Source organism: Domibacillus sp. PGB-M46 (assembly GCF_022668875.1).
GTDB lineage: Bacteria > Bacillota > Bacilli > Bacillales > Domibacillaceae > Domibacillus.
Window position 1 is genome coordinate 18,211 of sequence record NZ_JAKGCR010000030.1, and the last position, 21,756, is coordinate 39,966.

General features: G+C 46.3%; 19 protein-coding genes and 2 tRNA genes. 19 read left to right on the forward strand and 2 right to left on the reverse strand.

From position 1 onward, the window contains the following. Positions 1-9 precede the first annotated feature (9 nt). The 13 genes from L2D08_RS21210 (at position 10) to L2D08_RS21270 (ending at position 12,950) form a co-directional block, all read left to right on the forward strand. Positions 10-969 carry a ribose-phosphate diphosphokinase gene (locus L2D08_RS21210; protein WP_242237013.1) on the forward strand — a complete coding sequence of 320 codons (960 nt, stop codon included), beginning with the start codon at positions 10-12 and terminating at the stop codon, positions 967-969. A 139-nt stretch (positions 970-1,108) separates the two neighbouring features. Next, positions 1,109-1,744 (forward strand): 50S ribosomal protein L25/general stress protein Ctc, encoded by a 636-nt coding sequence (locus tag L2D08_RS21215; RefSeq protein ID WP_242237015.1) that lies wholly within the window; start codon positions 1,109-1,111, stop codon positions 1,742-1,744. 99 nt (positions 1,745-1,843) lie between these two features. After that, positions 1,844-2,404: an aminoacyl-tRNA hydrolase gene (gene pth / locus L2D08_RS21220; RefSeq protein ID WP_242237018.1), complete on the forward strand. Its 561-nt coding sequence runs from the start codon at positions 1,844-1,846 to the stop codon at positions 2,402-2,404. 72 nt (positions 2,405-2,476) lie between these two features. Then, positions 2,477-5,998, forward strand: a complete 3,522-nt coding sequence (mfd, locus tag L2D08_RS21225; protein ID WP_242237021.1) for a transcription-repair coupling factor — start codon at positions 2,477-2,479, stop codon at positions 5,996-5,998. Between the two features lie 87 nt (positions 5,999-6,085). Beyond that, positions 6,086-6,622 (forward strand): stage V sporulation protein T, encoded by a 537-nt coding sequence (gene spoVT, locus L2D08_RS21230; RefSeq protein WP_242237073.1) that lies wholly within the window; start codon positions 6,086-6,088, stop codon positions 6,620-6,622. A gap of 80 nt (positions 6,623-6,702) precedes the next feature. After that, the gene (locus tag L2D08_RS21235) at positions 6,703-8,259 is read left to right on the forward strand and encodes a putative polysaccharide biosynthesis protein (RefSeq protein ID WP_242237024.1); all 1,557 of its coding nucleotides are present in this window, start codon (positions 6,703-6,705) and stop codon (positions 8,257-8,259) included. 6 nt (positions 8,260-8,265) lie between these two features. Further along, complete coding sequence (gene yabN / locus L2D08_RS21240) at positions 8,266-9,732, forward strand: bifunctional methyltransferase/pyrophosphohydrolase YabN (RefSeq protein ID WP_309241451.1); 1,467 nt, start codon at positions 8,266-8,268, stop codon at positions 9,730-9,732. Next, positions 9,729-9,989 carry an RNA-binding S4 domain-containing protein gene (locus tag L2D08_RS21245; RefSeq protein WP_242237027.1) on the forward strand — a complete coding sequence of 87 codons (261 nt, stop codon included), beginning with the start codon at positions 9,729-9,731 and terminating at the stop codon, positions 9,987-9,989. Before yabN ends, L2D08_RS21245 begins: the two co-directional genes overlap by 4 nt. Positions 9,990-10,072: 83 nt before the next feature. Continuing rightward, positions 10,073-10,333, forward strand: coding sequence for a YabP/YqfC family sporulation protein (locus L2D08_RS21250; protein WP_242237028.1), 261 nt, complete (start codon positions 10,073-10,075; stop codon positions 10,331-10,333). Beyond that, positions 10,330-10,800 (forward strand): spore cortex biosynthesis protein YabQ, encoded by a 471-nt coding sequence (yabQ, locus tag L2D08_RS21255; RefSeq protein WP_242237031.1) that lies wholly within the window; start codon positions 10,330-10,332, stop codon positions 10,798-10,800. Before L2D08_RS21250 ends, yabQ begins: the two co-directional genes overlap by 4 nt. Positions 10,801-10,816: 16 nt before the next feature. Continuing rightward, positions 10,817-11,212, forward strand: coding sequence for an FtsB family cell division protein (locus tag L2D08_RS21260; RefSeq protein ID WP_242237034.1), 396 nt, complete (start codon positions 10,817-10,819; stop codon positions 11,210-11,212). A gap of 89 nt (positions 11,213-11,301) precedes the next feature. Further along, positions 11,302-11,739, forward strand: coding sequence for a S1 domain-containing RNA-binding protein (locus L2D08_RS21265; RefSeq protein WP_050183679.1), 438 nt, complete (start codon positions 11,302-11,304; stop codon positions 11,737-11,739). A 119-nt stretch (positions 11,740-11,858) separates the two neighbouring features. Beyond that, positions 11,859-12,950 (forward strand): dipeptide epimerase, encoded by a 1,092-nt coding sequence (locus L2D08_RS21270; RefSeq protein ID WP_242237036.1) that lies wholly within the window; start codon positions 11,859-11,861, stop codon positions 12,948-12,950. Positions 12,951-13,024: 74 nt separating this feature from the next. On the opposite strand, the gene L2D08_RS21275 is transcribed toward L2D08_RS21270, so the two are convergent. Then, positions 13,025-13,096, reverse strand: a tRNA-Glu gene (locus L2D08_RS21275). A gap of 106 nt (positions 13,097-13,202) precedes the next feature. Further along, positions 13,203-13,276 (reverse strand) — tRNA-Met (locus L2D08_RS21280). A gap of 188 nt (positions 13,277-13,464) precedes the next feature. On the opposite strand from L2D08_RS21280, the gene spoIIE reads away from it, so the two are divergent. The 6 genes from spoIIE (at position 13,465) to ftsH (ending at position 21,655) form a co-directional block, all read left to right on the forward strand. Then, a complete protein-coding gene (gene spoIIE, locus L2D08_RS21285; RefSeq protein WP_242237038.1) occupies positions 13,465-15,939 on the forward strand; it encodes a stage II sporulation protein E in 2,475 nt (824 codons plus the stop codon). 53 nt (positions 15,940-15,992) lie between these two features. Then, on the forward strand, positions 15,993-16,694 hold the full coding sequence (locus tag L2D08_RS21290; RefSeq protein ID WP_242237041.1) for a vWA domain-containing protein: 702 nt from the start codon (positions 15,993-15,995) through the stop codon (positions 16,692-16,694). After that, complete coding sequence (locus tag L2D08_RS21295) at positions 16,678-17,571, forward strand: protein kinase domain-containing protein (RefSeq protein ID WP_242237043.1); 894 nt, start codon at positions 16,678-16,680, stop codon at positions 17,569-17,571. Before L2D08_RS21290 ends, L2D08_RS21295 begins: the two co-directional genes overlap by 17 nt. A 30-nt stretch (positions 17,572-17,601) precedes the next feature. After that, a complete protein-coding gene (gene tilS, locus L2D08_RS21300) occupies positions 17,602-18,963 on the forward strand; it encodes a tRNA lysidine(34) synthetase TilS (protein ID WP_242237045.1) in 1,362 nt (453 codons plus the stop codon). Positions 18,964-18,986: 23 nt separating this feature from the next. Next, positions 18,987-19,541 carry a hypoxanthine phosphoribosyltransferase gene (hpt, locus tag L2D08_RS21305; RefSeq protein ID WP_242237047.1) on the forward strand — a complete coding sequence of 185 codons (555 nt, stop codon included), beginning with the start codon at positions 18,987-18,989 and terminating at the stop codon, positions 19,539-19,541. Between the two features lie 104 nt (positions 19,542-19,645). Beyond that, positions 19,646-21,655, forward strand: coding sequence for an ATP-dependent zinc metalloprotease FtsH (gene ftsH, locus L2D08_RS21310; protein WP_242237048.1), 2,010 nt, complete (start codon positions 19,646-19,648; stop codon positions 21,653-21,655). Positions 21,656-21,756: the final 101 nt, after the last annotated feature.

Below are 21,756 nucleotides of genomic sequence, written 5' to 3' on the forward strand. Positions count from 1 at the left end.
GAGGTCATCATGAGCAATCAGTATTTAGATCCAAACTTGAAAATCTTTTCGTTAAATTCAAATCCGGCACTTGCTCAGGAGATTGCAGAATTTATCGGAGTTGAACTTGGAAAATGTTCCGTTACCCGTTTCAGTGATGGTGAAGTACAAATTAACATTGAAGAAAGCATTCGCGGCTGCGACGTTTATATCGTCCAATCAACAAGCGGCCCGGTCAATGAACATTTGATGGAATTGCTCATTATGATTGATGCATTAAAAAGAGCGTCTGCCAAAACAATCAATGTTGTACTTCCGTACTACGGCTATGCACGCCAGGATCGTAAAGCACGTGCCCGTGAGCCGATTACAGCCAAGCTTGTGGCAAATCTTCTTGAGACAGCAGGAACAACCCGTTTAATCACATTGGATCTTCATGCGCCTCAAATTCAAGGCTTCTTCGATGTACCAATCGATCACTTAATGGGTGTGCCGATTTTAGGTGATTATTTTAAGAAAAAAGAATTCAACAAAGACGAAGTGGTCATTGTATCGCCAGATCATGGCGGTGTAACACGTGCGCGTAAGCTGGCGGACCGTCTAAAAGCACCAATTGCCATTATTGACAAACGCCGTCCCCGCCCGAATGTTGCTGAAGTGATGAACATTGTCGGAAACGTCGAAGGAAAAATTGCGATTTTAATTGATGATATTATTGATACAGCGGGTACGATTACACTTGCAGCAAACGCTATTTCAGAAAGCGGAGCGAAAGAGGTGTATGCGTGCTGTACACATCCAGTGCTTTCAGGTCCGGCAATGGAACGTATTGAGAACTCAAATATTAAAGAGCTTGTTGTAACAAACTCCATTTCACTTGCTTCTGAAAAGAAAACAGACAAGGTTGTTGAATTATCCGTGGCGCCGCTTCTTGGTGAAGCGATTATCCGCGTTCATGAAGAACAATCTGTCAGCACATTATTTGATTAATAACTGCTCGAAGGCCGGTGCCGTTTTAAAGCGCCGGCTTTCTTTTTTGCCGCCATGTTTATAAGTCAGCGATTTAGGGAATAAACAGTGATGTACAGATAAAAGCGTTCGATTTATTAACAGGAGGGTGAAGGAGTTTATGACTACATTACAAGCCAAAAAACGTGAAGGATTTACAAGAGCAGCACTAACAGAGATTCGTACATCCGGTTCTTTTCCCGCTGTTGTATACGGAAAAGGTGTAGAATCAAAACCGGTTTCTGTAGAGGAAGCTGAATTTATTAAAACGATCCGTGAAGTGGGAAGAAACGGATTGATTTCATTACAAGTAGATGGAAGCCAGCATGACGTAATTCTGCAGGAATATCAGCAAGATCCGATCAAAGGATTTATCGTCCATGCAGATTTTCTCGCAGTTGACCGTTCTTCTGAAATCACATCACAAGTACGTGTTGATCTTGAAGGAGAAGCGGCCGGAGCGAAAGAAGGCGGCGTTATTCAGCAGCCGTTGTTCGAATTAAACGTAACGGCAAAAGTATCCGAATTCCCTGAGAGCGTAACAGTGGACGTCTCAGAACTTTCAATCGGCGATTCAATCTCGGTTGGTGATATTCGCGATAAATACGCCTTTGCTATCGAAAACGAAGATGAAGAAACGATCGTTTCTGTTCTTCCTCCACAAAAAATTGAAGAAGGAACAGAAGAAGGTGCGGATGAAGCTGCAGAAGCAGAAGAAACAGACGTACCTGCTGAAGAGGAAACAAAAGAGGCGTAATTTTTCGGACAAACAAAAACAGGCAGAGCGATCTGCCTGTTTTTTTTGCATGCAGTCATGTATACTAAGAATAACTGTGAAAATTGAGGTGCAAGAAGAATGAAATTAATCGTAGGCCTTGGCAATCCAGGTGCGAAGTATGCCGGGACGCGGCATAATATCGGTTTCGATGTGATTGATGAACTAGCAAAGCAGCTCGGTGCAGAATTAACTGAAGCAAAGCATAAAGGGCTGTATGGCGTTACCCGTAAAGGATTAGAAAAAGTCATTTTGCTAAAGCCGCTCACTTACATGAATTTATCAGGTGAAAGCATTGGCGAAGTGATGCGTTATTATAATATTGACACAGATGATGTGATCGTCGTGTACGATGATCTTGATTTACCGCAGGGAAAAATAAGGCTGCGCCAAAGAGGCAGTGCAGGCGGTCATAATGGCATCAAATCAACAATTGCTCATTTAGGCACCGATCAATTTAAGCGGGTGCGGGTAGGAATTGGCCGGCCGGACGGACCAATTAAAACCGTTGACTATGTGCTGGGCAAATTCAGCAGCGAGGAACAAATCGCGATGAATGAAGCCGTTCAAAAAAGCGCAGATGCGTGCTTGTATGCAATAGATCATTCATTCATTGAAGTTATGAACGAATTTAACCAATAAGAATCAGCATAAAAAGCTTTGGGTGTATGCCCCAAAGCGTTTTTCTGTTTTGGAAAAGGGGGAACAGCAGGGATGAACCATTTACTTGATTTATTTTTAAAAAATGACGAGGCAAAATCGATTATTGATGGAATGAAAGCAGGAATGAAAGAACAGCTGGCTGCAGGCCTGTCCGGCTCATTGCGGGCTGTTTTTGCTGCTGCAGCCCACCGAAAGCTTCAAAAGCCGGTTATGATCGTCACCTATAATATGCTGCAGGCTCAAAAGCTGTATGATGATATGGTACAGTTTGTGCCGGAAGATGAAGTGTATTTGTATGCAGCTAACGAGCTGATTGCAGCGGAAATCAGCGTAGCCAGCCCAGAGCTGCGTGCACAGCGTATTGAAATGCTGAATCACCTTGCGCTGAAGGGGACAGGGGTTTACATCGTTCCTGTAGCGGGACTGAAAAAATTACTGCCTTCTAAAGAAATATGGAAGCGACTTCAAAAAACATTTACAACGGGAGAAGAAGTCGAGCTGGAGAGCTTGAAGCACGAACTGGTGGAAATGGGCTATGAGCGGGCTGATATGGTATATGCACCAGGAGAATTCAGCATCCGGGGCGGTATTGTCGACCTGTATCCACTGACCTCGGAGCATCCGGTTCGGATTGAGCTGTTTGATACAGAGATTGATTCTATTCGGACATTTGCACCCGATACACAGCGCTCCATTGAAAATATGACCTCCATCTTAGTAGGCCCGGCAGCGGAAATGCCTGCTTCAACAGAAGACCTGGCTGCGCTTGCCGGCCGCCTGCAGGAAGCGCTGGATGCGACCATTCAAAAAATCGGCAGTGCAGAAGTAAAGCAGCAGCTGTCTTCTTATGTAGGAGGAGATATTGAAAAGCTGAAGCAGGGCATTCGGATTGATGAATTGGGTAAGTACACATCGCTTCTTTACAATCAAACGTCGGTCGTAACCTCGTATTTGCCAGAGGGCGGACTTGTTTTTTGGGATGAAATGAGCAGGATTAAAGAAATTAGCGAATCACTTGAGAAAGAAGAAGCAGAATGGTATACGGCTCTTATTGAAGAAGGCAGAGCCGTTCACGGTTTAACGCTTGCCCACACGCTTCAGGAAGCGATGCAGGCGACCGTGCAGCCGTCCGTTTATTTGTCGCTGTTTATGCGTCAGACGGCAGGTGGAAAGCCAGAAAACATCGTGAACTTTTCTGCCCGTCCTATGCAGAGTTTTCACGGGCAGATGAATGTGCTCGAAGGCGAAATGGAGCGATGGAAAAAGTCTGGAACGACAGTACTGTTCCTGGGTGAAACAGCCGAACGGGTCGAGAAAATCAAAACGACCCTAAATGACTACGGCATGGAAATTACGATGCTCAAAGATCAAAATGAAGTGATCGAAGGAGTTGTTCAAACGGGTCCAGGTACCCTGACGGCCGGGTTTGAGTTTCCATTGCTGAAAATTGCCGTTGTGACTGAGCAGGAGCTCTTCAACAAGAAAGCGCCAAAAAGCAAGCGGCGCCAGAAGCTTTCGAATGCAGAGCGAATCAAGAGCTATTCCGAGCTGAAGGCCGGGGACTACGTTGTTCACGTAAACCACGGAATCGGTAAGTATCTCGGAATTGAGACACTTCAAATTAATGGGATTCATAAAGATTATTTAAAAATCAAATACCAGGGCACAGATGAACTGTTTGTACCGGTCGATCAAATTGAGCTTGTTCAAAAGTATGTAGGTTCGGAAGGAAAAGAGCCGAAAATTTACAAGCTTGGCGGCAGTGACTGGAAACGGGTGAAGCGAAAAGTTGAATCGTCTGTACAAGATATCGCTGATGATTTAATCAAGCTGTATGCCGAAAGGGAAGCGGCGCGTGGTTACGCTTTTTCACCGGACGGAGATATGCAGCGGGAATTTGAAGCAGCTTTTCCGTATGAAGAAACAGAAGATCAGCTGCGTTCGATTCAGGAAATTAAACGGGACATGGAGCGGGAGCAGCCGATGGACCGCCTGCTTTGCGGCGACGTTGGCTACGGCAAAACAGAAGTGGCCATTCGTGCAGCGTTTAAAGCAACCGCGGACGGCAAGCAGGTCGCGATCCTCGTTCCTACGACAATTCTTGCCCAGCAGCACTACGAAACACTGAAAGAAAGACTTCAGGACTTTCCGGTGAATGTCGGCCTGCTCAGCCGTTTCCGTACGCGCAAGCAGCAAACGGAAACATTAAAAGGCGTCAAGGCCGGCACCGTTGATATTGTCATCGGTACACACCGTCTCCTGTCTAAAGATGTGCAATATCAGGATTTAGGCCTTTTAATTGTCGATGAAGAGCAGCGCTTCGGAGTCACCCATAAAGAAAAAATCAAACAGCTAAAAACGAATGTGGATGTGCTGACACTGACGGCAACACCTATTCCACGGACTCTTCATATGTCGATGCTTGGTGTACGGGATTTGTCCGTTATTGAAACACCGCCGGAAAACCGTTTCCCTGTGCAAACGTATGTAGTGGAACATAACCTTGGTCTTGTCCGTGAAGCAGTCGAGCGGGAAATTGCCCGCGACGGGCAGGTATTCTATTTGTATAACCGGGTGGAAGATATCGAACGGCGAGCTGAGGAAATCTCGATGCTTGTGCCGGATGCCAAGGTTGCTTATGCTCATGGTCAAATGACGGAAACAGAACTTGAGGCAGTGATTCTTAGCTTTTTAGAAGGAGAATCTGATGTTCTGGTTACAACGACTATTATTGAAACCGGCGTTGATATTCCAAATGTGAATACGCTGATCGTGCACGATGCGGACCGGATGGGGCTGTCACAGCTCTACCAAATCCGTGGACGCGTCGGCCGTTCAAACCGGGTGGCATATTCTTACTTTATGTACCGAAAAGACAAAGTGCTGTCTGAACCGGCGGAAAAGCGCCTGCAGGCAATTAAAGAATTTACCGAACTCGGTTCCGGATTTAAAATTGCGATGCGCGACTTGTCAATCCGTGGAGCAGGAAATCTGCTCGGCTCCCAGCAGCACGGATTCATTGATTCGGTCGGCTTCGATTTGTATTCACAAATGCTGAAAGAAGCAATCGAACAAAAACAAGGCGGCGACAAGGAAGAAAAAGCGCCGGTCTTTGAAGTGGATGTTACGATTGATGCGTACATTCCGGATGCGTATATTACGGACAGCGCCCAGAAAATTGACATGTACAAACGGTTCCGCTCAGCAGATTCATTTGAGGAAATTGACGAGCTGAAAGAAGAAATGACAGACCGCTTTGGCGACTATCCGCAGGAAGTGGCCGACTTGTTCCGGGTAGCAGAAATGAAAATTTACGCAGCCCGGACAAAGCTGGAGTCGATGAAGCAGTCGAAGGACGTTATTACTTTGTTAATGAGCGAAGAAGGTACAAAAGAAATAGATGGGCCCAAAGTATTTGCGGTTTGCAACAAATTTGGGAATATGTGTGGAATCGGCATGGAAGAGCAGCGGCTGAAGATCACCATTGATCAAAGAAAAGCACCGGAGCAAGGCTGGTTTGCAGCTGTATTTGAATTGATAAAAGAACTGGAAGGCGCAAAAAAACAAATGTAATTTCATGTATAGAATGTTTCCTCTTGAAAGATAATAACGCCAAGAAATGGTTTCGATATTTTGATGGTGAAAGAGAGGCATTCGATGATGAAAGCTACAGGTATTGTTCGACGCATTGATGATCTTGGCCGTGTGGTCATTCCGAAAGAAATTCGCCGTACCCTTCGTATTCGTGAAGGAGACCCGCTTGAAATATTTGTGGATCGTGACGGCGAAGTAATTTTGAAAAAATATTCACCTTTTACAGAACTCGGTGACTTTTCCCAGGAGTATGCAGAAGCACTGCATGACAGTTTAAACTATTCAGTGCTGATCTGTGACCGTGATACAGTCATTTCGGCTGCCGGTGTTAAAAAGAAAGACTTCGTGGAACGAAAAATCGGCCCGGTAGTCGAATCGGTTATTCAGGAAAGACGCTCAGCTGAGAGCAGTGAGCAGCGCAGCGTAGAATTCGCGGATGGCCGCACGGTAGAAGCCCAATCTTATTTTATTACGCCGATTATTGCGGCTGGTGATACGATCGGAGCAGTTGCCCTGTTTTCAGAAGACCGCACGGCAGGTGAAGCGGAACAAAAAGCCGCTTTTGTCGCAGCTTCTTTTTTTGGGAAACAAATGGAACATTAACCCGGACTCCCGCCTTGGGAGGCCGGGTTTTTCTTTTCAAAGCAGAAAAAAATCGGTAAAGTAGTCACTGAGGTGGTTGCGTGAATGGGGAAAAATCATTTTTAAAAGGCGCTTTTTTATTAACAGCCGCCGCATTGTTTGTGAAAGTATTAAGCGCGGTGTACCGGGTCCCTTTTCAAAATATCGTTGGAGACACCGGCTTTTATATTTACCAGCAGGTGTATCCATTTTATGGGATTGCAGCGGGGCTTGCGGTATCTGGATTTCCAGTGGTACTTTCCCGGCTGACATCAAGTACGGATGAACGAAGAGAGAGGGTCATCATTCATACGGCCTTTATAACGATTGGGGCGATGGGCTTCGCTGCTTTTTTGCTGCTTTTTTTGGGTGCCGGCTGGATCGCCCAAGCGATGGCGGATGAAGCGTTGAAGCCGCTTATCGAGTGCAGCGCCCTGTTTTTTTTAGTTGTTCCGTATATTGCGGTCCGGCGGGGTGCATTCCAGGGAGCGGGGAACATGGTGCCGACCGCTTCTTCTCAAATGATTGAACAGTCGGTACGGGTGGCAGGAATTTTATTCTTTTCTTTTTTTATTGTTTTTTCAGGCAGGTCGCTTTATGATGCAGGTCTTGGTGCCGCCTTCGCATCGCTTTTAGGAATGGCCGCTTCCGCTATTGTATTATGGAAACATAGCAGGAAGGGCCGGCAGGCGATTTTATTTTTGTTTGACCGCCGGACGGCTGTTCAAGTAGCACTGCACGGGACAGCTATTTGTGTGTCTGCCCTAACGCTCGTTCTGCTTCAGCTGGCCGACTCATTTCAAGTATACAGCGGTCTTCTTGCCGCTGACATGACAGAAACAAGCGCTAAAACGTGGAAAGGTATTTTTGACCGCGGCCAGCCTATGCTTCAGCTCGGTGTAACCGCAGCCGTTTCTATTTCTCTTACGATTGTGCCGCTTATTTCAAGAGCGCGTAAGGAGCAAAACAAACAAGCGGAGGCTTCTTTCAGCCAGCTGGCACTTCGGGTGAGTTTTGCGCTGGGGCTGGCTGCTTCAGCTGGCTTAGCGGCTGTGATGGTTCCCCTTAATGTGATGCTGTTTAAAACAACTGATGGATCAGGCTTTCTGGCTGTTTTCGGTTTATCGATCTTTTTTTATTCGATCATGGCAACAATGAACGCCGTTTTCCAAGGGAAGGGAAATGACTGGGTGCCGGCCGCTGGAACGGTGTTAGCAGTTGTTGTGAAGTGGGGGGGCAATGCGCTGTTGATCCCGCTCTGTGGCCTTTACGGTGCAGCCTTTGCGACAGCAGGCTCTCTTTTAGCCGGTGTTTGCTTTTTAATCATCATGTGGAAAAGAAAGCGTGAGCCGTTTTTACCTTTCGTATTTATATGGAAAACCACAGCAGCGGCTTTTTTAATGGCAGGTCTTGTTTTTCTTTTTATACATGGTATGGTTACGCCCGAATCAGGAAGACTCTGGAGCGGCTTGGCGGCTGTAAGCGGAGCACTGCTCGGCGCCTGTTTGTTTTTGGTTTTCATGGTAAAATGGAGAATATGGAATGATGACGATTTGCGTATCCTGCCGTTCGGCGAAAAATGGATTAAACGGGCAGGAATGCGGATAAGAAGGAAGTGATAGACAGTGACAAACCAAATTACGATTGTCGGTCTTGGCGCGGCGGATTTAAACCAGATGCCGCTTGGCGTTTACCGGCTTCTTAAAGAAGCAGAGGTTGTTTGGCTGCGAACGAAGGAGCACCCGGCTGTAGCAGCGTTAGAGAAAGAAGGAGTCCGCTTTCAAAGCTTTGATGCCATTTATGAAAAGCACGGCCGGTTTGAAGAAGTATACGATGAAATCGTAGCAGCACTGCTTCAAAAAGCAGAGCAGGGACCCGTCCTTTATGCAGTTCCGGGTCATCCAATGGCCGCGGAAAGAACGGTGCAGCTTTTATTAGAACGAAAGCAGAAAGGTGAAGCAGAGGTGGTCATTGGGGGAGGACAAAGCTTTCTCGATGCTTTATTTACAAGTGTTGGAATCGATCCAGCAGACGGTTTTCAGCTGCTCGATGGGACGGCTCTAAACCGTGACGACATCCGAATTGCCGGTCACTTGATTATTGCCCAGGTATACGACGCTTTTGTGGCCTCTGACGTGAAGCTGACATTGATGGAGAAGTATCCGGATGAGCATGAAGTAACGGTCGTGACAGCGGCGGGAAGCGAGCAGGAAATAGTGCGCAAGGTGCCGCTTTATGAGCTGGATCACGGTATGGAACTAAATAACCTGACGAGCGTTTATGTGCCGCCTGTCCAAAGAGAAGAAGATACGTACCGGGAATTTTCTGTGCTGCGCGGGATTATTGCGCGCCTCCGGGATCCAGAAGGCGGATGCCCTTGGGATATCAAACAGACACACGCTTCGCTGAAAAAGTATCTGCTTGAGGAAACATATGAATTGTTTGAGGCAATCGACAACGAAGATGATGAAGAAATGGCAGCTGAGCTCGGTGATGTTCTGCTTCAAGTGCTTCTTCATGCACAAATCGGGGAAGACGAAGGCCTGTTTACGATTGAAGACGTGATTGCATCCACATCTGCCAAAATGATTCGCCGGCACCCTCACGTATTTGGTGATGCAACAGCTGAAACGGCTGAAGAAGTCAAAGTAAACTGGCAGGAAATCAAAGCCGCTGAAAAAGGGCACAAAGAAGAACGAATCCTAGACGGCATTCCAAAAGGGCAGCCGGCATTGATGGAAGCATATGATCTTCAGAAAAAAGCGGCGAAAACAGGCTTTGACTGGCCGGACGCAGAAGGCATCATTGAAAAAGTAAAAGAAGAATGGGCTGAATTTTTAGCAGAAACCGAAACAGGTCAGCCAGACCGGCTTCGGGAAGAATTTGGCGATGTTTTATTCACGTTGATCAACGCAGCGCGGTTTTGGGATATTCATCCGGAAGAAGCCCTTCAAGCGGTTAACCGTAAATTCCGGCGCCGCTTCGGGTTTGTGGAAGACAGGGTGAAAGAAAGCGGACGCCCATTTTCTGATTTTACCTTAAAAGAATTAGATGAATTTTGGGATTTGGCCAAAGGAGAGGAACGAGCATGAGACTTGATAAATTTTTAAAAGTATCCCGCATTATTAAACGGCGCACACTGGCAAAAGAAGTAGCTGACCAGGGGCGTATTCTCATTAATGGCACGGAAGGAAAAGCAAGTTCCAACGTAAAAGTGGGAGATGAGCTGACGGTTCGTCTCGGCCGCCGTGTCATGACTGTAAAAATCGAAAAGCTGCTCGATACAACGAAAAAAGAAGAAGCAGCCGGCATGTACACCGTATTAAAAGAAGAACACATTGGCGAATAAGAAAAAGCACCCGTTTCAGGCGGGTGTTTTTTTCATGAAAGCCCCTTGCTGTGCATAGGATGTCCATAAAGGGGATGGATGCAATGGATATGAAACAAGGCCATACCGTAAAAATGGACGGGCGTAAAATGATTGAGATGACAGGCGTCATTCAGGTGGAACGATTTGACAGCACGGAATTTGTGCTTGAGACCATTATGGGAAAGCTGAAGATCCGCGGCACTGGTTTAAAAATGAAATATTTTGACACAGTCAATAAATCAGCAGCCATTGAAGGGCGCATTACTGCTTTTATGTATGTGGAAGGCGGTATGGGCAAATCATTTTTTAGACGGTCGACATGAATATTCACGTACAATTTGATACAGCTCTCGCGATGGTCAGCATGGGCATTTGTTTTGGGCTGCTGCTTGAATGCTACCGCCGTATTCGTCCCAAAAAAACCGGTCTGGTATTTGTAACAGATGTATTGTTTTGGATTTTGTATGCGATCTTGCTGTTCACTTCCCTGTACAAAGTAAATGATGGTATTGTTCGGCCGTCTTTTTTCCTTTTTTGGACGGCCGGCTGCCTGATGTATGGCACATTCCTGCGACGGTTTTTTCTCCCGCTCGTAGATGGTCTTTTTTTCTCGATTCGTTTTTTGTATCGAATGATTTCAGGAATCATCCGTATCTTTCTTGTTGCTCCGCTTCTTTTTGCCGTAAAATGTATCCTTTCTCTTGCCAAAATGAGTAAGTTTCTATTATCATGGTTGGTAAAGGTAGTGATCGTACGGCCATGGACGGCTATACGCCGTCCGAAAAAATAAAAGCGGAGGAACATTGATGCGCGGATTCAATAAAGAAAAAGTAGCTTCCTTAAAAAACGCTTTTGTCCTAAGTGAAGAAAGAAAATCAATGTTTAAGATGAAGCATAAACAGAAATTAATGCGCAGGCTGGCTGCTTTTGGTGTAGTGGCATTGATCATTTTAGGTACGGTGTCATCTGCTTTGTTTTCACAAATGGGCAATTTAAATGAGAAGAAGGAAGAGCTGGCAAAAGCAAAACAGTCACTGGCTGAACTAAAGCAGCAGCAAAAAGAGTCGGAGGAAGAGCTGGTCCGGCTGCAGGATGATGAGTATATTGCGAAGCTTGCCCGGAAAGAATATTTTTATTCAGAAGATGGAGAAATTCTCTTTAATATTCCAGAAGATGAAGAAAAAGCCAAAGATACAGAATAGTAAAGAAAGCATGTCATGTTGACACGCTTTTTTTACGTACTATAATAATAAGTAAAGTTCGAACAATTTTAAGGAGGAACAATTTTTTTATGTCAATCGAAGTGGGCAGCAAGTTACAGGGTAAAGTAACCGGCATTACAAAATTTGGCGCATTTGTACAATTGCCGGAAGGTTCGACGGGTCTTGTTCATATTAGTGAAGTGGCGGATAATTACGTCAAGGACATCAACGACCATCTAACTGTTGGCGATGAAGTGGAAGTAAAAGTTTTGAATGTGGAGAAAGACGGTAAGATCGGCTTATCGATTCGTAAAGCAAAAGATAACCCGCCGCCGCAAACGCAATATCGTCCGCGTCCACAACGCCAGGGTGATTTCCGTCAAAAAGGACCGCGCGGCGGCCAGCCGCCTGTCGAGAACTTTGAATCGAAGATGGCCCGTTTCTTGAAAGATAGCGAAGAACGCATTTCAACGTTGAAGCGTCAAACAGACTCACGCCGAGGCGGAAGAGGCGGAAGACGCGGATAACGCTTGCTCCCTGTCGATCTCAATAAATGTGTACTAAGCATAAGCACTTATTTTTAAAGTCCCGAATACTATAATTCGGGGCTTTTTTATTTTTTATTGGGGAAAAGAGGGATTGCGTTTTGCTTATTCAACATCTATACGTTGAGCGTCGTTCTGCGGCATTAATAAAACCGTTTATTACGGCATTAAGAACGGTTACGTCCATTGAGTTTATAGTGGTTCGCCTTTTGCTGGAGGATGGGACAGAGGGCATTGGGTCTGCTGCACCAACGATGGTGATTACGGGAGACTCAATTCAGAGTATGCAAGAGGCTGTTCAAACGATAATCTCTCCCCTCCTGATAGGCAAAGAAGTGAATGATATCAGAGCGCTTTCACAGGCGGTTCAGCAATCTTGTGTAGGAAACACGGGTGCCAAAGCAGCTGTAGAAATCGCTTTGTTTGATGCTTATGCTAAAGGAATGAACATACCGCTTTATCAAGTGTTTGGCGGTAAAACAAACGTCCTTCAAAATGATCTGACCATCAGCATCAATCAAACCGGCAGGATGGTGAAGGATGCGGTCGATGCTGTTCAAGACAGGTTTACTGCATTGAAAGTAAAAGCCGGGCTGAATGCAGAAGAAGATCTTAAAAGGATTACGGCTATTCGTGAAGCCGTTGGAGAAGCCATTGAAATCCGCGTGGATGCCAATCAAGGCTGGACAAAAAAAGAAGCAGTGCGCATCATTCACCGGTGGCAGCATGAGGGACTGAATATTGCAGTGGTTGAGCAGCCAGTAGCAGCGGGAGATCTGGAGGCTTTAAAATATGTAACAGACCGTGTTGAAACGCCGATTATGGCAGATGAAAGTGTTTTTTCGCCCGAGCAGGCAATGGAGCTCGTGCAAAGGAAAGCGGTAGATTGGCTGAATATTAAGCTGATGAAAACAGGAGGTATTGTAAGAGCTTTGCAAATCGCAGACATTGCACAGGCAGGCGGAGTTCCCTGTATGGTCGGAAGCATGATGGAAAGCAGTATTAGCGTGATGGCTGCTGCTCACCTGGCCGCTGCCCATCCAAATATTAAAAAGATCGATCTGGACGCGCCGCTGTGGCTTAAGGAAAGCCGCGTAAAAGGTTTTCCTTTTAACGGACCGGCGATTATGCTGGGTGAACAGCCGGGCATTGGCTATCACTTTTTAAAAGATGATAAAGAAAAGGGGACATAGTATCCTCTTTAAATATTCGAGAAAAAGCAAAAAAAAGACCGGCAAGCTTTTGCCTGCCGATCTTTTTGCTTGTATGACCCCTACGGGATTCGAACCCGTGTTACCGCCGTGAAAGGGCGGTGTCTTAACCGCTTGACCAAGGGGCCGTTATAAAAATAAAGTATGTCTGGCTTTAACGGCCAGCTCCTCAAGTTGTAAGCAGTGAAGTCTTACGTCTGTTGGAGCTGGACAATCGTTTCAGCTCTTGTTTTATAGCGGCGGAGGGGATCGAACCCCCGACCTCACGGGTATGAACCGTACGCTCTAGCCAGCTGAGCTACACCGCCAAGTTGTGGTTGTCTGTAACAGCACAAAATCTATAATAATGGCGGGGCGAAAAAAAGTCAACACTATTTCCGGAATTTTTTCATTCTAATTTTGTCGAACGATTTTTCTTGCCTATTTCCTTCGTTTGACAAAGTTTTGACAATCAATCTTTTATACTTCTCGATAACGATTAAAAGGGAGTGGTATTGTGCAAAGAGCGGAGCTGGGAATGACAGGAGAAGCGGTTCTAGGCCATGGATGGGGAAAAGGGTTTGCAGGAAAAACGGCCTTTGTTTTGCTGGATCGTGGATGGATTTTAGTGCCGGCCGGCTTTTTGTTTGGACGGGCACTGCTGCTTTCGCAGCTGTCGCCATTCGCGCTTGCCTTTTTTGCAGCCGTCTTTATGCTGAAGAAAGAAGTCGCCCCTCGGGTATTTTTAGCTATACTAGCCGGAGCGCTTACGATTTCGCCTGTTCAAGCATCAATAGCTTTCACTTTATTATTTTGTTTTCTGATCGTTCATCGGGTGTTTCGATCCCTTCATAAGGGAGAAATAGCGCCTGTCCCATTCTTTGTTTTTTTTACAACACTCGCTGTGAAAAGTGTTTTTTCTTATATTATAAACGGATCCCAGTTTGTGCCTGCATATGATCTGGTGCTGGCGGCTGTAGAGGCCTCACTTGCGTTTGTACTGTCGCTTATCTTTATGCAGTGTATGCCGTTTTTATCCCTTTCCGGACGAATTCGGACATTGAAAACGGAAGAATGGATCAGCTTGTTAATTGTTTTCGCTTCTGCCGCGACCGGTATGGCCGGCTGGGCGGTTGGGGGGCTGGAAGCCGATCATATTGCTGCCCGCTATTTAGTTACAGTGGTTTCTTTTTTATCTGGCGCTGCATTTGGATCGGCAGCGGGTGTGGTCAGCGGACTGGTCTTAAGCCTTTCGGGGGTAAATGATTTTCATGAAATGAGCATCCTGGCTTTTGCGGGCCTGCTTGGGGGGCTGTTTAAAGAGTGGAGGAGGGGCGGTGCGATTGCGGGCTTGATGACGGCCACTGTCCTTGCTGGTTTTTATGGAGAAGGCAGCCTGACCAATATGGATGCCTTATACGAATCAGCCATTGCGGCTGTCCTGTTATGCTTAACGCCAAAAGCCTGGACAGACCACCTGTCAAAATTAATACCAGGCACAACCGAACATTCGATTGAGCAGCAGCGCTACCTGCGGAAAGTACGGGATGTAACAGCCAATCGGATGGAACAGTTTTCGGATTTATTTGATGCGCTTTCAAAAAGCTTTTCTCAGTCGGGCCATTTTCATGAAACCGCTGAACGGGAAGTGGACCTGTTCCTCAGCGGAATCACAGAGAAAACGTGTCAGACCTGCTTTAAGAAAGAGCAGTGCTGGGCCCATCAGTTTGATGAAACGTACAAGCTGATGAAAGATATATTGGAAGACGCCGACCAAGGGGCTGACGCGCTTTCTCCTCATTTAGCAAAAGAGCTGGAGCAATACTGCTTCCGTCCAGCCAGGGTTGAAGCAGAGATTCGCTCGCAGCTGACCTATTACCGGGCAAACAAAAAGCTGAAGCAGCAAATGAGAGAAAGCCGGACAATTGTGGCTGATCAGCTTGAAGGCGTTTCAAAAGTGATGCAGGATTTTGCCGCCGAAATGAAACGGGAGGAAGAAACACATATTTCTCAGGAAGAAAAAATTACAACAGCCATTGAATCGTTTGGAATGGAAATTACGGATATCAGTGTTTTTAGTGTTCAAAAAGGTGCGATCGATATTGAGATGACACTTCCTCATTCAAAAGTGCACGGAGAGAGCGAGAAAATTATCGCACCCATTCTTTCTGATCTGCTGAACGAATACATCATTGTTGTGGACGAGCAGCAGGATGGCTCTGGTGTTCGAAGCGTGTTTCGTTCGGCTAAAGCTTTTCGCGTTGTAACAGGCCTTGCCCATGCAGCAAAAGGCGGCGGCTTAATTTCAGGGGACTCCTTTTCTGCTATTGAAATCGGGACAGGAAAATTTGCTCTGGCGATCAGCGATGGAATGGGAAATGGAGGACGGGCCCACGATGAGAGCAGCGCAACGATCAGCCTGCTGAAGCAAATTCTTCAGTCAGGTATTGAAGAAACAGTAGCTGTAAAGTCGATTAATTCCATTCTTTCTCTTCGGACGAATGATGAGGTGTTTTCTACGCTTGATTTGGCGATTATTGATCTGCAGGATGCCCGCACGGTCTTCTTGAAAGTCGGTTCCTCACCAAGCTTTATTAAACGGGGCAGCCAGGTTATCAAAGTAGAAGCGGGCAATGTGCCGATCGGTATTTTACAGCAGCTTGAAGTGGAGACGGTTCATGAACAGCTGAAGTCAGGAGATTTACTGATTACGATGAGTGATGGTGTATTTGAAGGACCTGAATTTATCGAAAACGCCGACGTATGGATGAAGAGAAAAATTAAATCTATTGAAACCAATGATCCGCAGACGTTTGCTGATTTATTAATGGATGAAGTAATGCGGGCGCAGTCCAATGAAATCCGGGATGATATGACGCTTTGTGTAGCACGTATTGAACACAATGTACCGGAATGGGCGGCTATTCCTATTTATGACATTGAGCCGTCTGCAAAAACAAAAAAACGGTCTGGAAGACGCCGGGCTGTATAAAATTTCCCTTTTCAGTCGAATATGAAGAAAACGAGTGAAAGGCGGGCGTAATCATGAAAATGGGTACGATGAAGCAATTGCTTTTACTGACGGACGGCTGTTCGAATACAGGGGAAGATCCAGCAATGATGGCCGCTTTTGCCCGGCGGCGTGGTATTACCGTCAATGTGATTGGGATTGTCGATGGAAACGGAACGGATCCAGGACTTGCTGAGATTGAAGCGATCGCCAAAGCGGGAGGGGGAGAAAGCCGGATTGTGCAGGCAGCGGCCCTGTCAGAGACCGTGGTAAATGTGACAAGGCAGGCAATGACGGGCACTATTTACAGCATTATTAACGAAGAACTGCGCGGTATTTTAAACAAAGAAGCAAACGTTGAGTCTCTGCCGCCGGCTACAAGAAGCGAGATTGCCGAAAAGGTGGAGGACATTAGCGAAGAAGCAGCGCTTGAGCTGCTCGTTCTGACAGATATGAGTGCCAGTATGAAGTTAAAGCTGCCGGCAGTAAAAGAAGCGCTGTATGATCTTTCTATGTCCATGCAGTCACGTATCGGCCCATCTTCTTTTTCGCTTTGGACATTTCCAGGGAAATATAGTGCAGCAGAAGAGCGGATTGGCTGGACCAACGATGCCGGTAAATTAGCAGAGTCATTTCCGCAGCTTCTGTCGGGAGGTATCACACCGACTGGACCGGCTATTCGCCAGGCGCTGTCTTCCTTTATGGAAATGAGCGAATACGATGAAAAATCGATATGAAGCAAGCCCTGGTGAACAGATTAAGGGAAAATGGACGGGGCATGTATGGCGAGTCGAGCGGGAAATTGGCCGCGGAGCGAATGGAATTGTTTATCTTGTAAGAGGGTCGGCTGGACGAGCTGCACTCAAATTTGCAGATTCCGCTTCTGTTGCGTCTGAGACAAATGCTTTAACAGCACTTGAGCGGGTCAGGGGAGCATCTCCCGGCCCTTTTTTCATTGAAGCGGACGATCTGGAAAAAGAGGGTGCCGTGTATCCATTTTTTTTAATGGAGTTCATTGATGGGCCGATGCTTCATACATTTATAAAAGGCAAAAAAGAAGAATGGGCCATTATTTTATTAATCTGGCTTCTTACCTTTTTGGAGTCCCTTCACCGGCTGGGGCATGTAATGGGTGATTTGAAGCCAGAAAATTTCATTGTTGTGAGCCGAAAAGCGATTCGGGCTGTTGATGTGGGGGGCATGACAAAATTTGGGCGGTCTATCAAAGAGTACACAGCGCTTTATGACCGGGCGGCATGGCAGGCCGGAACAAGAAGAGCTGAACCCGCGTATGACTTGTTTGGAGCGGCAGTGCTCACGGTTTCCCTCCTTCATAAACAGACTGTGCAAAGGGTGCTCGGGAATATCGACGATCTAAAAAGCATCGTTCAATCGTCTCCAGCCCTGCAGCTGATTGAGCCTGTTTTATTCAATGCGTTTGCAGGCAAATACGAGAGTGCCTCCGCTATGAAAAGAGACTTGCTTCTCTGCTTTGCGAAAACAAAAACAAGGACAAGAACAGGAAGGCAAAAAAGAAAAACCTTTTGGGCAGGGAAATGGTTCGTACTGGCAGGCGCTTTGGCCGCCATCTTGATGCTGTTTTTGTTAAACTAAAAGAAAACGCGGAGAGGCGGCGCAGGAGCTGTGCATTTTTTTGAAGAAAGTATTAAGCGGTTTATCGAGAAAAAAGAAATGATCAAAAAGGGAGATCATGTAGCTGTGGCCGTTTCAGGCGGCGTGGATTCAATGGTGCTTCTTTCTGTTTTGCATAAGCAGCGGAACCGGCTTGGCATTACGGTGAGTGCTATCCATGTGGATCATATGCTTCGGGGGGAGGAATCTTATGAGGATTTCCGTTTTGTAGAATCCTTTTGCCAGAAGCATGATATTTCTTTTTTTGGCCGCCAGGCAGATGCCGGCCGGAAAGCGAGTGAAAGCGGTATGGGTATTCAAGTCGCAGCCAGAGAAGTGCGTTATGCCCTTTTTCGAGAAGGAATGGAGAAGCTTGGAGCGAATAAACTGGCGACGGCCCATCACGCAGATGATCAAGCGGAAACGGTGCTTATGCAGCTGTCGCGGGGCGGCCACACACACTCTGGCATGCCGGCGGTGCGGCTTTTTGCGGGTGGCATGCTAATCCGTCCTTTGTTATGTGTGGAAAAGGAGGAAATTGCTGCCTACGCGGCGAAGCATTCTATTTTATATAGGGAAGATCCGAGCAACGCAAAAAGTACGTATACGAGAAATCGATATCGTCATCAGCTTCTTTCATTTTTGAAAAATGAAAATCCAAAAGCTGCGGTGCACATTGGCTACTTTGCCCAGGATCAGCAGGAAGACGAACTTTTTTTACAGGCGATGGCCAAGGAAAAAATAAAGAATATGGCGGTCTGGAAACAAGAATCGGTTTCACTGCAAATTGAACCGTTTCGCGAGGTGCCTTTGCCTTTACAAAGAAGGGCGATTCATCTAATATTAAACTATCTTTATCATGGAAAAACAGCGTTTTCTTTCCTACATATTCACCATATTTTACAACTGCTTCAATCAACTGCCCCATCAGGGAAACTAAACCTTCCATCACGCCTTTCCGTACGCAAACTAAACGAACAGTGTGTCTTTGCTTACGAAGCGGATGACAGGCCGAATAACAGAACTGATTTGTTATTTGCCGAAGATCGGCTGTACAGGCAGGGTGCCGGCACATTTAAGCTGGAGGAAGCCAGTGAGTGCCCGGACGGAGCAGAGTGTTTTCGTTTGAAGCACAACACGCCTCTTCCGCTTACGATTCGGATGCGGCAGGATGGAGATCGAATTCAGCTAAAAGGAATGAGTGGTTCGAAAAAGCTTGCGCGGCTTTTAATCGATGAAAAGATTCCCCTTGCCTTTCGCGACCGCGTTCCGGTGGTAACGGATGCAGATGGTAAGATTCTTTGGATACCGGGAATCCGCAAGTCAGTTCATGAAGGTGACGGGCCGCTGCTGTTGATTTATGAAAAGGAATGAACCAACTTTGGGAGGAAAATCTATTGCTACGTAACGATATCGAAGAAATATTAATTTCGGAAGAAGAAATACAAGAAAAAGTGAAAGAGCTCGGGGAGCAGCTCACTGAGGAATATAACGACCGCTTTCCACTTTTCGTTTGTGTGTTAAAAGGCGCTATGCCGTTTATGTCTGATTTGGTTAAGCGGATCGATACGCATCTTGAAATGGATTTTATGGACGTGTCAAGTTATGGGTCTTCAACCGTATCGTCTGGGGAAGTGAAAATCGTTAAAGATTTAAACACTTCCGTAGAAGGCCGTGATGTCTTGATTATTGAAGACATTATCGACAGCGGACTAACATTAAGCTATCTGGCGGAGCTGTTTCATTACCGGAAAGCAAAATCTGTGAAGATTGTCACGCTTCTGGATAAACCAACTGGCCGAAAAGCGAAAATTAAAGCAGATATGATCGGCTTTACGGTACCGGATGCATTCGTTGTCGGCTACGGTCTTGATTACGCTGAACGCTACCGGAACCTGCCGTATATCGGTGTTTTAAAGCCATCTGTTTACACGGCAGCCGAAGAGGAATAAGGGAGCCGGATGAATAGGCTAAAAGAAGGTTCAAATAGTTGTAAGGCCAACTTTTTGTGTGATAACATTGCATATAGTCAGTTTTTCTCGGGAGGAGGTAAGGGATGAACAGAATTTTTCGCTACACCATATTTTACCTATTGGTTTTTCTTGTTATTATCGGCGTTGTGAGTTATTTCAATAACAACAACGCGCCAACAAACAATGTCACATACAATGAATTCCTGACATATCTTGAGCAGGATGACGTTGAAAAATTTACTATTCAGCCTGAGCGCGGTGTTTATGAAATACGCGGCCAATTAAAAGGGGCAGAGGAAAATGAAATGTTTGTTGCGTATGCAACAGGCAATGACTCTACTTTAAACCGCATTAATGAAGCGTCTCAAAACACACAGGCAGAAGTTCTTCCAGCGAAAGAAACAAGTGGATGGGTGCAGTTCTTCACAACCATCATCCCATTCCTTATCATTTTTATTTTCTTTTTCTTCTTACTGAACCAAGCGCAGGGCGGCGGTGGCGGCCGTGTGATGAACTTCGGTAAAAGTAAAGCTCGTCTTTACAACGATGAAAAGAAAAAAGTCCGGTTTAACGATGTAGCCGGCGCAGATGAAGAAAAGCAGGAGCTTGTCGAGGTTGTAGAATTTCTAAAAGACCCGCGTAAGTTTTCTGAGCTTGGCGCCCGTATTCCAAAAGGGGTTCTATTAGTTGGACCTCCAGGTACCGGTAAAACTTTGCTTGCCAAAGCGGTAGCCGGAGAAGCAGGCGTACCATTCTTCTCCATCAGTGGTTCTGACTTCGTTGAAATGTTTGTCGGTGTCGGGGCTTCCCGTGTTCGTGATTTGTTTGAAAATGCGAAGAAGAATTCCCCTTGTATTATCTTTATCGATGAGATTGATGCGGTGGGACGTCAGCGTGGTGCCGGTCTTGGCGGTGGTCACGATGAGCGCGAACAAACACTGAACCAGTTGCTTGTAGAAATGGATGGCTTCAGTGCCAACGAAGGAATCATTATGATTGCCGCAACAAACCGCGCAGACATTTTGGATCCTGCCCTTCTTCGTCCAGGCCGTTTCGACCGTCAAATTACGGTTGACCGTCCAGACGTAAACGGCCGTGAAGCAGTTCTGCGTGTACATGCGCGTAACAAACCGCTTCACGAATCAGTAGATTTAAAAGCGATTGCTCAGCGGACGCCTGGATTCTCCGGTGCGGATCTTGAAAACTTATTGAACGAAGCAGCGCTTGTGGCTGCCCGTGCCGATAAAAAGAAAATTGACATGAGTGATGTGGATGAAGCGACGGATCGTGTAATTGCCGGTCCAGCGAAAAAGAGCCGTGTGATTTCCAAGAAAGAACGGAAAATCGTGGCATTCCACGAAGCTGGTCATACTGTAATTGGTCTTGTTCTTGATGATGCCGACATCGTTCATAAAGTAACCATTGTCCCTCGTGGCCAGGCAGGCGGCTATGCCGTAATGCTTCCAAGAGAAGACCGCTACTTTATGACAAAGCCGGAACTTTTGGATAAAATCACGGGCCTTCTTGGCGGCCGTGTAGCCGAAGATATTATTTTCGGTGAAGTTTCAACAGGAGCTCATAACGACTTCCAGCGTGCGACAGGCATTGCCCGCCGTATGGTAACGGAATTTGGTATGAGTGACAAGCTCGGACCGCTTCAGTTCGGACAGTCACAGGGACAGGTGTTCCTTGGCCGTGACTTTAACAGTGAGCAAAACTACTCTGATCGGATTGCCTATGAGATTGATACGGAAATCCAGACGATCATTAAAGAGTGTTATGAGAGAGCGAAACAAATTCTAACAGAGAACCGTGATAAGCTCGAACTTATTGCGAATACACTTTTAGAAGTTGAAACGCTTGATGCAGCACAAATTAAGCATTTATCAGATCACGGAACGCTGCCGGACCGCAATTACAGCGACAACCAAAGCAAAACCGTGAAAGAGAATGCAGATCAAGCGGGTGAAACAGCGCAAACAGCTCAAACACCGGCAACTGAAACAACCAATCTGCCGGCTGAGCCAGCTGATCAACCAGAAGTGCGCGACGATCTTCAAAATCCACCGAACAATGGTGGACCGAAAGCATAATCATAAAGACGCCTGAAAAGCATTTCTTTCAGGCGTCTTTTCTCTTCTTTTCGAGAAGTGTATGTTATGATAAAACACGAAAATTAGACGGACAGGTGTGG

Coding starts and splice junctions, on each gene's coding strand:
- L2D08_RS21295 (WP_242237043.1), top strand. CDS start 16,678: ATGAAAAATCGATATGAAGCAAGCCCTGGTGAACAGATTAAGGGAAAA.
- spoVT (WP_242237073.1), top strand. CDS start 6,086: ATGAAAGCTACAGGTATTGTTCGACGCATTGATGATCTTGGCCGTGTG.
- L2D08_RS21245 (WP_242237027.1), top strand. CDS start 9,729: ATGAGACTTGATAAATTTTTAAAAGTATCCCGCATTATTAAACGGCGC.
- yabQ (WP_242237031.1), top strand. CDS start 10,330: ATGAATATTCACGTACAATTTGATACAGCTCTCGCGATGGTCAGCATG.
- L2D08_RS21260 (WP_242237034.1), top strand. CDS start 10,817: ATGCGCGGATTCAATAAAGAAAAAGTAGCTTCCTTAAAAAACGCTTTT.
- L2D08_RS21250 (WP_242237028.1), top strand. CDS start 10,073: ATGGATATGAAACAAGGCCATACCGTAAAAATGGACGGGCGTAAAATG.
- L2D08_RS21210 (WP_242237013.1), top strand. CDS start 10: ATGAGCAATCAGTATTTAGATCCAAACTTGAAAATCTTTTCGTTAAAT.
- mfd (WP_242237021.1), top strand. CDS start 2,477: ATGAACCATTTACTTGATTTATTTTTAAAAAATGACGAGGCAAAATCG.
- pth (WP_242237018.1), top strand. CDS start 1,844: ATGAAATTAATCGTAGGCCTTGGCAATCCAGGTGCGAAGTATGCCGGG.
- ftsH (WP_242237048.1), top strand. CDS start 19,646: ATGAACAGAATTTTTCGCTACACCATATTTTACCTATTGGTTTTTCTT.
- L2D08_RS21265 (WP_050183679.1), top strand. CDS start 11,302: ATGTCAATCGAAGTGGGCAGCAAGTTACAGGGTAAAGTAACCGGCATT.
- L2D08_RS21215 (WP_242237015.1), top strand. CDS start 1,109: ATGACTACATTACAAGCCAAAAAACGTGAAGGATTTACAAGAGCAGCA.
- L2D08_RS21290 (WP_242237041.1), top strand. CDS start 15,993: ATGAAAATGGGTACGATGAAGCAATTGCTTTTACTGACGGACGGCTGT.